The 14,403-nt window shown below is 71.4% G+C and carries 8 protein-coding genes; 5 read left to right on the top strand and 3 right to left on the bottom strand.

The genetic code is table 11. The annotated features are described in order from the left end of the window. From ABZ135_RS20300 to obgE, 5 genes are all read left to right on the top strand, one after another. On the top strand, positions 1 to 3,400 hold a 3,400-nt coding region (locus tag ABZ135_RS20300), incomplete at its 5' end, for an Rne/Rng family ribonuclease (RefSeq protein ID WP_356697603.1). A 94-nt stretch (positions 3,401 to 3,494) separates the two neighbouring features. Then, complete coding sequence (gene galU / locus ABZ135_RS20305) at positions 3,495 to 4,406, top strand: UTP--glucose-1-phosphate uridylyltransferase GalU (protein WP_356697604.1); 912 nt, start codon at positions 3,495 to 3,497, stop codon at positions 4,404 to 4,406. Positions 4,407 to 4,589: 183 nt separating this feature from the next. Continuing rightward, positions 4,590 to 4,910 (top strand): 50S ribosomal protein L21, encoded by a 321-nt coding sequence (gene rplU, locus ABZ135_RS20310; protein WP_010476312.1) that lies wholly within the window; start codon positions 4,590 to 4,592, stop codon positions 4,908 to 4,910. Between the two features lie 14 nt (positions 4,911 to 4,924). Next, complete coding sequence (gene rpmA, locus ABZ135_RS20315) at positions 4,925 to 5,179, top strand: 50S ribosomal protein L27 (RefSeq protein ID WP_010041940.1); 255 nt, start codon at positions 4,925 to 4,927, stop codon at positions 5,177 to 5,179. Positions 5,180 to 5,287: 108 nt separating this feature from the next. Continuing rightward, positions 5,288 to 6,727: a GTPase ObgE gene (gene obgE / locus ABZ135_RS20320; RefSeq protein WP_356697605.1), complete on the top strand. Its 1,440-nt coding sequence runs from the start codon at positions 5,288 to 5,290 to the stop codon at positions 6,725 to 6,727. A 152-nt stretch (positions 6,728 to 6,879) separates the two neighbouring features. On the opposite strand, the gene ABZ135_RS20325 is transcribed toward obgE, so the two are convergent. From ABZ135_RS20325 to ABZ135_RS20335, 3 genes are all read right to left on the bottom strand, one after another. Then, positions 6,880 to 8,409 (bottom strand): DUF6020 family protein, encoded by a 1,530-nt coding sequence (locus tag ABZ135_RS20325; protein ID WP_356697606.1) that lies wholly within the window; start codon positions 8,407 to 8,409, stop codon positions 6,880 to 6,882. Between the two features lie 20 nt (positions 8,410 to 8,429). Continuing rightward, on the bottom strand, positions 8,430 to 11,996 hold the full coding sequence (locus ABZ135_RS20330; protein WP_356697607.1) for a CDP-glycerol glycerophosphotransferase family protein: 3,567 nt from the start codon (positions 11,994 to 11,996) through the stop codon (positions 8,430 to 8,432). A gap of 69 nt (positions 11,997 to 12,065) precedes the next feature. Then, on the bottom strand, positions 12,066 to 14,312 hold the full coding sequence (locus tag ABZ135_RS20335; RefSeq protein WP_356697608.1) for a bifunctional glycosyltransferase family 2 protein/CDP-glycerol:glycerophosphate glycerophosphotransferase: 2,247 nt from the start codon (positions 14,310 to 14,312) through the stop codon (positions 12,066 to 12,068). Between the last annotated feature and the right edge of the window lie 91 nt (positions 14,313 to 14,403).

Raw genomic sequence — 14,403 nt, forward strand, 5'->3', positions numbered from 1 at the left:
CGACGGCCACATCCTCGAAGCCCATGCGGACCTCGTGACGGGCCGCCGGGCCACCCGTGCCACGGCGACCCCGGAGCCGATCGAGGCCCCGGCCGCCGAGGCCGCGCCCGTCGCGCCCGCCGCCGAGCCCGCTCCGGCCGAGGAGGCCGCCCCGGCTCCCCGTACCCGCCGCCGCGCCACCCGCAGGACCGGCACGCCCGAGGTGACGGCCTCCGCCGCCGCCGAGATCGCCGCCGAGACCTCCGGTGAGGCGCTGCCCGAGGACACCGTCGAGGAGATCGCCTCGCACGGGGCCGATGTCGCCGCCGCCGAGGAGGCCGCCACCCGCGGCCGTGGCCGCCGCCGCGCCGGTTCGCCGCAGTTCGCCGCCCCGGCCGCCGAGGCCGAGGCGCCGCGCACCCGCCGGGCCGCCCGCCCGGCCGTCGCCGTCTTCCAGCCCCCGGTCTTCACCGAGCCGATGTTCCAGACCCCGGAGACCGCCGCCGCCATCGCCGCGGCCGAGGCCGTGGAGGAGGAGCCGGAGGAGGAGGCATTCGAGACCGCGGAGGTCACTCCGGCCCCCGAGCGCGCCGAGACCGGCTCCCGCCGTCGCCGCCGTCGCCGCGGCGAGCCCGTCGCCGTCGAGCCCGTCCCGGCCACCGTCGCCGACGAGCCCGAGGTCGAGTCCACCCCGGAGGCCGAGGCCGTGGCCGAGGCCGTGGCCGAGGCGGAGCCCGAGGCCGACGAGACCGAGGAGTACGAGGACCGCCCGTCCCGCCGCCGCCGTCGTGGTGGCCGGCGCCGCCGCCGCGGCGAGTTCGCCGAGGCCGAGGACACCGACGAGGCCGAGGAGGCCGAGGAGACCCACGCCGAGGCCGAGGGCGACACCGAGGAGTCGGACGAGGGCGAGGACGCCGAGGCGTTCGGCGGCTCCAGCAGCTCCCGCCGTCGCCGTCGCCGCCGTCGCCGCAGCGGTGACGCCGCCGCCGAGGCGGAGGCCGCTGAGGAGGACGGCGTGCGCACGGTCGTCAAGGTCCGTGAGCCCCGCCCCGCCCGCGAGAAGGCCGAGCCGTCCGACGAGGTGCAGTCCATCAAGGGCTCCACCCGCCTGGAGGCCAAGAAGCAGCGCCGCCGCGAGGGCCGCGAGCAGGGCCGCCGCCGCGTCCCGATCATCACCGAGGCCGAGTTCCTCGCCCGCCGCGAGGCCGTCGAGCGCGTGATGGTCGTCCGCCAGAACGGCGAGCGCACCCAGATCGGCGTCCTCGAGGACAACGTGCTCGTCGAGCACTACGTCAACAAGGAGCAGGCCACCTCCTACGTCGGCAACGTCTACCTGGGCAAGGTCCAGAACGTGCTGCCGTCGATGGAGGCCGCCTTCGTCGACATCGGCAAGGGCCGCAACGCCGTCCTGTACGCCGGTGAGGTCAACTTCGAGGCGCTCGGCATGGCCAACGGGCCGCGCCGCATCGAGTCCGCCCTCAAGTCCGGCCAGTCGGTCCTGGTGCAGGTCACCAAGGACCCGATCGGCCACAAGGGCGCCCGTCTCACCAGCCAGGTCTCCCTGCCCGGCCGCTACCTCGTGTACGTGCCCGAGGGCTCGATGACCGGCATCAGCCGCAAGCTCCCCGACACCGAGCGCTCGCGTCTGAAGACCATCCTCAAGAAGATCGTCCCCGAGGACGCGGGCGTCATCGTGCGCACCGCCGCCGAGGGCGCGAGCGAGGACGAGCTGCGCCGTGACGTCGAGCGGCTCCAGGCGCAGTGGGAGGACATCCAGAAGAAGGCGAAGAACGGCAACGCGCCGACGCTTCTCTACGGCGAGCCGGACATGACCGTCCGGGTCGTCCGCGACATCTTCAACGAGGACTTCTCCAAGGTCATCGTCAGCGGTGACGACGCGTGGGAGACCATCCACGGCTACGTCTCGCACGTCGCCCCCGACCTGACCGACCGCCTGTCCAAGTGGACGAGCGAGGTCGACGTCTTCGCCACGTACCGGATCGACGAGCAGCTCATGAAGGCGCTGGACCGCAAGGTCTGGCTGCCGTCCGGCGGCTCGCTGGTGATCGACAAGACCGAGGCGATGATCGTCGTCGACGTCAACACCGGCAAGTTCACCGGCCAGGGCGGCAACCTCGAGGAGACCGTCACCAGGAACAACCTGGAGGCGGCCGAGGAGATCGTCCGGCAGTTGCGCCTGCGCGACCTCGGCGGCATCGTCGTCATCGACTTCATCGACATGGTCCTGGAGTCCAACCGCGACCTGGTGCTGCGCCGCCTCCTGGAGTGCCTGGGCCGGGACCGGACCAAGCACCAGGTGGCCGAGGTCACCTCGCTGGGCCTGGTGCAGATGACCCGCAAGCGGGTCGGCCAGGGCCTCCTGGAGTCCTTCTCCGAGACCTGCGTCCACTGCAACGGCCGCGGTGTCATCGTCCACATGGAGCAGCCGACCACCGCCGGTGGCGGTGGCGGCGGCAAGCGCGCGAAGAAGCGCGGCCGCGGCGGCGCCGAGCACGTCCACGAGCACGAGCACGAGCACGAGGGCGTCGAGACGGCCGAGTCGGCCGAGGCCGAGACGGAGACCGAGGCCGAGGTCGCGGCGGAGCTCGCGGCCCCGGTGGCCCTGCCCGAGGCCATCGCCCCGGACGAGGAGCTGTACGGCAGCGTCGCGGAGGCCGAGGCCGCCGCCACGCGCGGTCGCGGCCGTCGCCGGGCCACCCGCCGGGTGTCGGCGCCGGTCGCCTCGCCGGCCGTGACCGAGACGGAGACCTACGAGGTCGTCGTCCCGGAGCCGAAGCCGGAGCCCAAGGCGGAGGAGAAGGCCAAGGCCAAGGCCGAGGCCGAGCCGGAGCCGGTCGCGGAGCCCGTGGCCGAGCCGGCCGCCGAGCCCGCTCCGGCCGAGGAGGCCGCTCCGGCGCCGCGTACCCGTCGCCGTGCCACCCGTAAGGCCACGGCCCCGGCCGGTTCGCCGGCCCCGGCCGCCGAGCCGGTGGTCGAGACCGTCGTCGCCGCGGAGCCCCCGGCCGCCGTCGAGGCCCCCGTGGCCGAGCCGGCCGCCGAGGCCGCGCCCGAGCCCGTCGTCGAGGAGGCCCCCGCGGCCGCCCCGCCGAAGCGTCGCCGGGTGGTCCGCAAGGCCACCGCTCCGGCCGGTTCGCCGACCGGTGCCGAGGAGGCCGCCGTGGTCGTCGTCCCGGCGGCCGCCCCCGCGGAGGCCCGGGCCGAGGCCGAGGCGGAGGTCCCCGCGGACGTCGAGGCCGAGGCCCCCGCCCCGGCCAAGAAGGCGGCTCGCAAGACCGCCAAGAAGGCCACCGCGAAGAAGGCCGCCACCAAGAAGACGGCGGCGGCCAAGAAGACCGCGGCGAAGAAGACGACGACCGCCAAGAAGGCGGCGAAGAAGACCGCCGCCCCCGCGCAGGACTGACCCCAGTCCCCGACGCGACCCGTGTGGGCCGTCCTCCTTACCGAGGACGGTCCACACGTTTTGACCCCCGGATCGGAAACCAGGAACCAGCCCGATGAACAACAAGCCCACTCCCCGCGTGCGCAAGGCCGTTATCCCCGCCGCCGGCCTCGGCACGCGCTTCCTTCCCGCCACGAAGGCGACGCCGAAGGAGATGCTGCCGGTCGTCGACAAGCCGGCGATCCAGTACGTCGTGGAGGAGGCGGTCTCGGCAGGGCTGGAGGACGTCCTGATGGTCACCGGGCGCAACAAGCGCCCGCTCGAGGACCACTTCGACCGGAACTACGAGCTGGAGGAGGCGCTCGTCCGCAAGGGCGACGAGGAGCGCCTCGCCAAGGTCCAGGAGTCCAACGAGCTCGCCACCATGCACTACGTGCGCCAGGGCGACCCCCGCGGTCTCGGCCACGCCGTGCTGTGCGCCGCGCCGCACGTCGGCGACGAGCCCTTCGCCGTGCTCCTCGGCGACGACCTGATCGACCCGCGCGACCCCCTGCTCGCCCGCATGCTGGAGGTCCTCGACGAGCACGGCGGCAGCGTCGTCGCGCTCATGGAGGTCGACCCGGCGCAGATCCACCTCTACGGCTGCGCGGCCGTCGAGCCGACCGGCGACGCCGACGTCGTACGGATCACCGGCCTCGTCGAGAAGCCGGAGCCGGCGGAGGCGCCCAGCAACCTGGCCATCATCGGCCGCTATGTCCTCGACCCGGCCGTCTTCGGCGTCCTGCGGGAGACCGAGCCGGGCCGCGGCGGCGAGATCCAGCTCACCGACGCCCTGCAGAAGATGGCGTTCGACGAGCGGGTCGGCGGCCCCGTCCACGGCGTCGTCTTCAAGGGCCGCCGTTACGACACCGGTGACCGCGGCGACTACCTGCGCGCCATCGTGCGGCTGGCCTGCGAGCGCGAGGACCTGGGCCCGGACTTCCGCGACTGGCTCAAGGGCTTCGTCGCCGAGACGACCGAGATTTGACCCCCTACGGGCGCCGCCCGTAATCTAGACCGTCGGCGTGTCGACTAGCACGCCACACCTCTGAGCACCTCCCTCCCGGGTCTCCGGGAGAGGCCGCTCGTCCGATTCCGGATCGCCGTGGGCCCAGGCCCGCGCGGGCGGCTGGCATCAGAGGTCCCGTTCCCGAGTGAGAGAGAGATCCGCGTGTACGCCATCGTGCGCAGCGGTGGTCGCCAGCACAAGGTTGCTGTCGGCGACATCGTTGAGGTTGACAAGATTTCCACCGCCAAGGTTGGCGACACGGTCGAGCTCTCGACCCTGCTCGTTGTCGACGGCGACGCCGTGACCAGCGACCCGTGGGTCCTGGCGGGCATCAAGGTCCAGGCCGAGGTCGTGGACCACCACAAGGGCGCCAAGATCGACATCCTGCGCTACAAGAACAAGACCGGCTACCGCCGTCGCCAGGGTCACCGTCAGCAGTACACGGCGATCAAGGTCACGTCCATCCCGACGGCCGCGAAGTAAAGAGGGACTGAGCAATGGCACACAAGAAGGGCGCATCGTCCACCCGGAACGGTCGCGACTCCAACGCCCAGCGGCTCGGCGTGAAGCGCTTCGGCGGTCAGGTCGTCAACGCGGGTGAGATCCTGGTCCGCCAGCGTGGCACCCACTTCCACCCGGGCGCGGGCGTCGGCCGTGGCGGCGACGACACGCTGTTCGCCCTGCAGGCCGGTTCGGTGCAGTTCGGCACCCACCGTGGCCGCAAGGTCGTGAACATCGTTCCGGTCGCCTGATCGGACGCTTTGCGGAGGCGGACCTCACTTCCCGGCAGGGAAGCGGGTCCGCCTTTCGCGTGTTACTAGATAGACATTCCACGCTTAATCTCTCTGGAGGCACAGAACATGACCACCTTCGTGGACCGCGTCGAGCTGCACGTCGCCGCGGGTAACGGAGGCCACGGCTGCGCCTCCGTCCACCGGGAGAAGTTCAAGCCGCTCGGCGGCCCGGACGGCGGCAACGGCGGCCGTGGCGGCGATGTGATCCTGGTCGTCGACCAGTCGGTCACCACGCTCCTCGAATACCACCACTCGCCGCACCGCAAGGCCACCAACGGCAAGCCCGGCGAGGGCGGCAACCGCTCCGGCAAGGACGGCCAGGACCTCGTCCTGACCGTGCCGGACGGCACCGTCGTCCTCGACAAGAAGGGCAACGTCCTCGCCGACCTGGTCGGGGAGGGCACCACGTTCGTCGCCGCCCAGGGCGGCCGCGGCGGCCTCGGCAACGCGGCGCTCGCGTCCGCGCGGCGCAAGGCGCCCGGCTTCGCGCTGCTCGGCGAGCCCGGTGACGTCCAGGACATCGTCCTGGAGCTCAAGACGGTCGCCGACGTGGCGCTCGTCGGCTACCCGAGCGCCGGCAAGTCCTCGCTGATCTCCGTCCTGTCGGCCGCCAAGCCGAAGATCGCGGACTACCCCTTCACGACGCTGGTCCCGAACCTCGGCGTGGTCACGGCCGGCTCGACCGTCTACACCATCGCCGACGTCCCCGGCCTCATCCCCGGCGCCAGCCAGGGCCGCGGCCTGGGCCTGGAGTTCCTGCGCCACGTCGAGCGCTGCTCGGTGCTGGTCCACGTCCTCGACACGGCGACGCTGGAGTCCGACCGCGACCCGGTCACCGACCTCGATGTCATCGAGGAGGAGCTGAAGCAGTACGGCGGCCTCGACGACCGCCCGCGCATCGTCGTCCTCAACAAGATCGACATCCCGGACGGCAAGGACCTCGCGGACATGATCCGCCCGGATCTGGAGGAGCGCGGCTACCGCGTCTTCGAGGTCTCCGCGGTCGCCCGTACGGGTCTGAAGGAGCTGTCCTTCGCGCTGGCCGAGATCGTCGCGAAGGCGCGCGCGGCCAAGCCGAAGGAGGAGGCGACCCGCATCGTCATCCGCCCGAAGGCGGTCGACGACGCCGGCTTCACCGTCACCTACGACGAGCACGAGGACGTCTACCGCGTGCGCGGCGAGAAGCCCGAGCGCTGGGTCCGCCAGACCGACTTCAACAACGACGAGGCCGTCGGCTACCTGGCCGACCGCCTCAACCGCCTCGGCGTCGAGGACGAACTGATGAAGGCCGGCGCCCGCGCCGGCGACGGCGTCGCCATCGGCCCCGAGGAGAACGCGGTCGTCTTCGACTGGGAGCCCTCGATGACCGCCGGCGCCGAAATGCTCGGCCGCCGCGGCGAGGACCACCGCATGGAGGCCCCCCGCCCGGCCGCCCAGCGCCGCCGGGACCGCGAGGCGGAGCGGGACGACGCGCAGCGGGAGTTCGACGAGTTCAACCCGTTCTAGACGGGTGCGCGTCTGCGGGCCCCTGCCGGAGTGTTCCGGCGGGGGCCCGCTCACGTGTCGGCGGACGGAGTCCGGCGCACGGGCAGCAGGAAAGGGGCCCGCCTCCTCGTGGGGAGGAGGCGGGCCCCTTTCGCTGTTCGCGGGTCAGGTCGTCAGGCGACCCGGGCCGGTTCCGGGTCGGGGTCCGGGTCCGGGGGGTTGGAGGCGCGGTCCGCGGCCGGGGTGGCCGGGGTCGGGTCGGGGCGCTTCGTGAAGCGGGGCCGCGCGCCGATCAGCGGCAGGCACAGGATGCCCAGGAACATCGGGGCGAACATGTAGCGGGCCAGCGGCGCCGGGTTCGCCGCGACGACCGTGAGCTGGAGGGCCAGCGGGACCGCGAGCAGGGCCACGGGTGCCCAGGTGCGGTGCTTGCGGGAGAAGGCGAGGACGATCGCGTACGCCGCGTAGCACCAGATCGCCCCGCGGAACAGCAGCCACTGCAACTGCGCCGTCTTGCTCGCCTGCCACACGAAGTACGCCGCGTCGTTCAGCTTGTAGGACAGCGGGCGGATCTTCAGGATCGGCCGGTAGGGGCTGTCCTTCATGTCCGGGTTCCAGTCCGCCCAGCCGAACAGGTTCTTCGGCACGGCCGGCGGGCTGATGAGGGTGTGCCCCATCTTGTCCACGGGACCCGGGTACGGCGACCACGCGATGTGCGAGCGGCACAGCCGGGCCGAGATCATCCGGTCCGGCGTGCGCTCCAGGACCCGGAACCACAGGGAGACCAACTGGTCGTTGTACTTGGCCGCCAGCTTGCGGTTCATCGGCTTCTGCATCGCCCAGTCGGCGTTGTAGCAGTTGGCGGCCTTGCCGCTCCAGTGCGACAGCGGCGCGACCTTCGCCATCAGCTTCGTGTCGGCCTTGGTGAAGGTGTGCGGAACCTGCCCGTACACCACCGCGATGTCCGCGTAGTTCATCGCGTACACCTGGTCCTTGGTCGGCGTCTGCACGCCGACGGCCGGGTAGATCACCAACTGCAGCCCCGCACCGATCATCGCCGGCACGACCGTCGCGACCAGCAGCCACCGGCGCATCCTCGGCAGCGTCAGCAGCAGCACCGGCACCGCGATCAGCGCGACCAGCAGGCCGTTGTTGCGGAAGATGCTCATGCACAGGAAGCCGAGGAACAGGACCGCCATCTCGCTGCGGAAGGCCCGGTCCCGTATGTCGGTGGCGTCGCCCCGCAGCCGGCGCGCGGCCAGCCGGCCCACCGCCGCGAAGGCGAGGACCGCGCCGATCGCGTAGGCGACGTCCTTCCACACGTAGATCACGAACGTGCCGAGGGACGGCAGCAGCGCACAGGCCACCGCCGCGGAGAAACTCCACTTCCCCTTGACCCCGAACATGCGCAGCGTCACCGCCACGTACGCCAGGGTCGCCGCCATCGCCACGGACTGCAGGAACGTCAGCAGCGCCAGGTCACCGGTGAGCTGGATGCTGAGCCAGACCAGCGCGTCGTAGGCCACCGAGTGGTTGGACATCCAGTGCCCGGTGGTGACGTGCCACACGTACGAGATCGAGTCGTAGCTCATCCCACCCGGGTAGAACGCGGCCCACCACACCAGGAAGATCAGTTGGGTGGCCGCGTACACCGCGAGCGGAAGCCGCCGTCGGGGCGGGATCCGTTCCAGGGTCCGGTTCACGAGGGGGAGGGAAGGCGACTTCACCGCTGCTCCGCTGGCTTGGTGGACGGGCTGTCGGGGTGGGCGAGCTCCAGCATCCGGGCGATCACCCGTTCGGAGGCGTGGCCGTCGTCGAGATCGCAGAACACGTCGCGGAACTCGCGGTACGCCTCGGTGTACGCGGAGCCGATCCGGTCGATGTCGCCGAGCGCCTCGATGAGTTCGTCGGAGGTCTGCACCAGCGGGCCGGGGGCCCTCTTCTCGAAGTCGAAGTAGAAACCGCGGAGCTGGTCGCGGTAGTACTCCAGGTCGTACGTGAAGAAGAGCATCGGACGGCCGGTGTTCGCGAAGTCGAACATCAGCGACGAGTAGTCCGTGACCAGCACGTCGGTGATCAGGAACAGCTCCGCGATGTCCGGGTAGCTGGACACGTCGAAGACGAAACCGTCGCCGGCGCCCGGCACCGCGTCCACGATGTTCGAGTGCTTGCGGACCAGCAGGACGTGGTCCTCGCCGAGCCGCCGCGCCGCCTTCTTGATGTCGAGACGAAGATCGAACTTGTAGTTGCCCGCCTGGTAGAACTGGTCGTCCCGCCAGGTCGGCGCGTACAGCACGACCTTCTTGCCCTCCGGCAGCCCGATCCGCTCCCGGACCGCGCGCGCCAGGTCCTCCGTCTTCTCGGACAGCAGCACGTCGTTGCGCGGGTAGCCGGACTCGAGGATCTCGCCGTCGTACTGGAAGGCGCGCTTCATGATCGGGGTGGAGAAGCGGTTGGGGGAGACGAGGAAGCTCCAGCTCGGCGTCTCCTGGGCGACCTTCTCCAGGTACTTGCGGTCGGCGAACTGCACGCTGTCGATGTCGTGGCCGATCCGCTTGAGCGGGGTGCCGTGCCAGGTCTGCACGATGACCTGACCCTCACGGCGCCTGATCCAGAACGGCAGGTGGGTGTTGGTCACGATGAACCGGCTGGTGCCGAGCGCCTCGTACCACTCGCGGCTCCACCGGCGGATGACGCGTACGCCCTCCGGGATCTCGGCCCGGCGGTCCTCCACGACCCACACGTGCTCCAGGTCGGAACCCTGCCGGACCAGCTCCTCGTAGACCGCCCGCGGCGAGTCGGAGTACTGGCGCCCGGAGAACGACGCGTACAGGACGGTGTCCTTGAGCGCGGCCGTACGGGCCTTCTCGTAGACCGTGGAGCGCATCTCGCGCTGGCGGAACCAGCCGATCTCCTCCGCGTCCAGGTCGGAGGCCGAGTCGATGAGCAGCCGGTCGTAGAAGCGGTGGGTCAGCGCGTAGTCGCGGCCCCGCAGCGAGAACGTGATCGGCAGGATGCCGAGCGCCGCGGGGACGGCCCGCACCGGCACCTCGACCCGGCTCTCGGCGGTCCGCACGAACAGGTACCAGCGGCCCTGGCGCAGCGGCACCCGGGTGAAGCCGTCGGGCACCGGCAGGAAGTCGACGTGGAAGGTGCCGTTCTCCACGGTGACCGGGTGGCGATGCTCCTCGGCGTGCCGGCTGTGGCGCAGCACGAGCTCCAGCGGCTCGTCGACCGTGGCGGGCAGCGCGCCCTCCAGGGTGATCCGGCCCTCGGCGGAGACGGACGCCTCCGCGATCATGGGCTGGATCGGCTGGGTGCGCAGCACCAGGCGGCCGGCGCCGTCGTTGGCGATCGCCACGGCCCGGCTGCCCCAGGCGGTGGTGTCCCCGCCGTCGAAGGCGTACTGGCGGCCCAGGTCGCCCTGGCGGTCGTGGACGGCGACGGGGAACCTCTTCGAGCCGACGACCAGCTCGGCCGCCCACTTGTCGGTGACCTCCAGGTCCTTCGAGTCACGGCCCTCGACGTCGAGGTCGGCGAGCGGGACGCGTACGGAGAAGTCGGCGGCGCCGTCGCGGGTGACGGGGAACTCCCGCTTCGCGTCCGAGGTGGCGTGGGTGAGCCGCAGCGTGGACGTCACGCCGGGCGCGGCGGCCTCGTGACCGAGGACGCCGGACAGCTCGACGGCACCGTCCACCCGGCGGTGGCCGGTCAGCTTGGCGCGGACCTTGTCGACCCGCAGGTACAGATGACTATCGGCGACGAACGGGACGACCCGCACGTCCTTCTCGACCCAGTGCTGGGAGGGGCTGTCGGCGCTGCCGCTCTCGCCGGCCTTCAGCCGGGTGCGGCGGGCCACACCCTCCTGGACGGTGGCGACGGTCAGCCGCCACACGCCGTCGCGCCAGCCGCCCCGGCCCTTCAGCTTGGCGGGGTTGAGGTCGAGGGAGAAGCCGGACCAGTCGTAGTTGTGCAGCGACTGGCCGGAGGTCTGGGTGGCCCTGGCGGCCCGGGTGCGGCTGGGCCGGACGAGGACGGTGCGCCGGCTGCCGCTCTCGCGCAGCATGAGGACGCGCAGGGACGGCTTGGGCCTCGGCGCGGCCAGGTTGCGGATGTAGGCGTGGCCGTCGAGGTGCAGGCGGCCGTCGCGCCAGACGACCGTCTCGACCTGGGCGCGGGCGGAGAACTCGGAGCCGACGCGCAGGACGTCGCGGGGAACCGCCTTGCCCTTGGCGAGCACCGGGTAGTCGGCGAAGTGGCGCAGACCCTGCCGGGTGACGGGGATCGCCCGGCCGGTCTCGCGCTCGTAGGCGATCAGCTCCATGAGCTCGTCGAGCCGGCCCTCGCCGATCAGGTGGCACTTGAGCCGCAGCGACACGTCGAGCCGGGTGAGGACCCGGGGGTCGACCCGGCCGAGGAAGTCCGCGGCGCCCTTCATGAACAGCTCGCGGAACTCGTCACCGGCCTCGTCGAGCACGCTCATGAACAGCGGCAGCTCGTCGCTGATGAAGATCTGGTCGTACCAGCGCTTGTGCTCCGCGTAGTCCTCGCCCGGCTGGGAGGCGAGGAAACGGCTCACGGAGTCGCACGACCTTATGCGGTCGCGGACGTTGACCGGCTCGGTCCGGCGCTGGGTGATCGACGGGGCGCCGCCGGTCCGCTGCCGCCACAGGTAGACCGGGTCGCCGAGCACGTCGACCTTCGCGGCCTGGAAGTGGGCCGGCAGGGTCACCGGGGCGTCCTCGTAGAGGATGCCGGGGAACTCGAAGGCGTGCTTGTCCCAGAACGAGCGGCGGAAGACCTTGTTCCACGCCGTGCGGTCGTAGACGAGCTCCTTGTCCCGGGTGATGTGGGTGCGGTCGCGGTCCTTGCCCAGGCGCTTCTGGTGCAGCGGGGACGGCAGGACCTCGCCCGCCTTCAGCAGGTTCACATTGCCGCTGGCGAAGTCGGAGCCGGTCGCGTCCAGCTTGGTGAGGAACCGCTCGTAGGTGTCCGGCAGCACGATGTCGTCGCTGTCGACGAACGCCAGGTACTCCGTGCCCTCCGTCAGATGGGCGACGCCGGTGTTACGGGCCGGCCCCAGACCCTTGTTCTCCTGCGCGACCACCCGGAACCGCTCGTCCTTCTCGGCCCAGGCGCGGGCGATGGCGAGGCTGCCGTCGGTCGAGCCGTCGTCGACGACGATGGCCTCCCAGTCGGTGAACGTCTGGTCGGCGATGGACTGCAGGCACTCGTCGAGAAAGAGCTCCACGTTGTAGACGGGAACGACGACTGACAGGCGGGGAGGCATTGGGTACTGCGCCTTTCCTCAAGGTGTTCGTGTGTGACGGCGACGTACGGCTCGCCGGACACGGTAGCTCTAGCCGCGGGTGCGTGGGCCGGGGCGCTCCGTGGGAAGCGCCACCGGCGGTTCATTCTCCTGGTTCAGGAAGACCTTGCGTACCACGCGCTCCGCCGCGAAACCGTCGTCGAACTCACAGAAGCGCCTCCGGAACGCGGCCCGCAGCTTCGCGGAGTCGCCGTCGGACCAGCGTCCGGAGAGAAAGACGTCCAGAAGGTCCGATTCGGTTTCCACCACATGGCCCGGGGACTCGACACGGATGTCGAAGTAGGTGCCGCGGGTCGCGCGGTACACCTCCCAGTCGTTGGCGTAGACGACGACGGGCCGGTCCAGCAGCGCGTAGTCGAACATCAGCGACGAGTAGTCGGTGAGCAGGCAGTCGGCGGCGATGAACAGCTCCTCCACCGAGGGGTGGCGGCTGACGTCGACGACGCCGGAGCCCTCCTTCGGGCCGGTGGCGCCCGGGTGGTTCAGGTGGAAGTAGTGGGCGCGGGACAGCACCGTGAAGCCCTCGCCGAGCCGGGCCGCGAACTGCTCCAGGTCGAGCAGCGGCCGCGGCACGCTCTGGTAGTCGCGGTGCGTCGGCGCGTACAGGACGACGGTGGAGTCCGCGTCCAGGCCGAGCTTCTCGCGGGCCGCCCGCCGCTCCTCCTCGCCGGCCCGCACTAGGACGTCGTTGCGCGGGTAGCCGTAGTCGAGCGACTCGTACTCGGCCGGGTAGGCGCGGTCCCAGACGGCGGTGGTGAAGCTGTTGGAGGAGACGCTGTAGTCCCAGCGGTCCACCCGCTTCATCAGCGTCTTCATGTCCAGGTCGCCCTGGGCGACGGGGAACTCGGCCAGGTCGACGCCCATCCGCTTCAGCGGCGTGCCGTGGTGCGTCTGCACATGGATCTGGCCGGGGCGCTTGACCACCCGGGTCGGGAAGTTGACGTTGTTCACGAAGTACTTCCCGCGGGCCATCGCCCGCCAGAAGCCGAACGAACCGGGGTGGACGACCTGCGTGCCGGGCGGCGGGGTGTTGCGCGAGCCGGGCTTGAGGACCCAGGTCGTCTTCACCTTCGGCGCCAGTTCGAGCAGCTTCTGGTGGACGGCGGCCGGGTTGCAGGCGTAGTCCGTGTTCCAGTACGCGGCGAAGACGGCCGTGTCGTTCTGCACCGGCAGCATCCGCTGGGCCCGGTAGTAGCCGGCCAGGACCGCGCTGCGCAGCGGCTTGCGCAGCTTGCGCGGGGCCGCCTTCACCCGGCGGGCCGTGCGGTAGGCGCGCCGGGCGGCGCCGCGCAGCGGGGCGGGCAGCTTGGCGACGGCCCTGCGGGAGGCGGAGATGCTCGCGGCCGGCGGGGTGACGTGCCCGGCCGGACGGTAGGCGTTCTCGTAGCGGAGGAACCCCGCACGGAACTCCTCGCGGGCCTCGGCGGGGAGCCGGCCGGGGGAGTTCTCGACCACCCGGAAGTGGGTGATCATCCGGTCGAAGAGGGGGCCGCGCCAGCGGTCGAACTCGGGGTGCGCGTCGAGGAACGCGAAGACCCGCTCGTACTGGTCGAAGACGTCGAAGTGCTTGCGGCTGGTGCTGTGCAGGATGCTGCCCTGGCGGCGCTGGCGGTAGTGCACGCACACCCGGGGGAGCACCGCGATCGACTCGGCGGCGATCAGCACCGGGTACGTCCAGGGGGTGTCCTCGTAGTAGCCGGGCGGGTACTCGAAGCCCCAGCGCTCCACGAAGTCACGGCGGTACGCCTTGTTCCAGGCCACCTGGAGCAGGTCGAGCAGGGCCGGGTTGTCCGCCAGGCCGACGGCGCCGCGCGGACTGTCGAGGAGCACCTTCGCCTTGGCGTTGGGGGTGATCCGGCCGTCCCAGTGCGTACGGGAGTAGTCGAAGACCAGCAGATCGGGATCGCCGGTCTCGGCCAGGCGCTGCGCGATCGCCGCGAGCGAGCCCGGCAGCATCGTGTCGTCGCTGTCCAGGAACAGCAGATAGGTGCCCTTCGCGCGGGCCATGCCCGCGTTCCTGGCCCGGCCGAGGCCCACGTTCTCGGCGAGCTGGACCGCCACCACCCGCGGGTCGGCCGCCGCGTACTCGTCCATGATCTCGCCGCACGCGTCGGGCGAGGCGTCGTTGACCGCGATCAGCTCGAAGTCCTGGAACGACTGGCCCAGGACGGAGTCGAGGCAGTCCCGCAGATACGCCTCGACGCGGAAGGCCGGGACGATGATGCTGAACCGGGGAGCGGCCGCCGATGGCCGGGCTGCGGTGTGCGTGGGAGTCATAGGGCTGGCTTCCGGACGAACGGGGAGCGGACAGGGGCGGGCGGTCGGCGAAGGAGGGGCGGACGGACTCCGCGGGGCGGCGGGAGCGTCC

This window comes from Streptomyces sp. NPDC006339 (assembly GCF_040612775.1).
Classification (GTDB): Bacteria; Actinomycetota; Actinomycetes; order Streptomycetales; family Streptomycetaceae; genus Streptomyces.

Excerpts from the sequence above, each read along its gene's own strand:
- ABZ135_RS20335 (WP_356697608.1), bottom strand. The coding sequence starts at position 14,312 with ATGACTCCCACGCACACCGCAGCCCGGCCATCGGCGGCCGCTCCCCGG.
- ABZ135_RS20330 (WP_356697607.1), bottom strand. The coding sequence starts at position 11,996 with ATGCCTCCCCGCCTGTCAGTCGTCGTTCCCGTCTACAACGTGGAGCTC.
- rpmA (WP_010041940.1), top strand. The coding sequence starts at position 4,925 with ATGGCACACAAGAAGGGCGCATCGTCCACCCGGAACGGTCGCGACTCC.
- galU (WP_356697604.1), top strand. The coding sequence starts at position 3,495 with ATGAACAACAAGCCCACTCCCCGCGTGCGCAAGGCCGTTATCCCCGCC.
- obgE (WP_356697605.1), top strand. The coding sequence starts at position 5,288 with ATGACCACCTTCGTGGACCGCGTCGAGCTGCACGTCGCCGCGGGTAAC.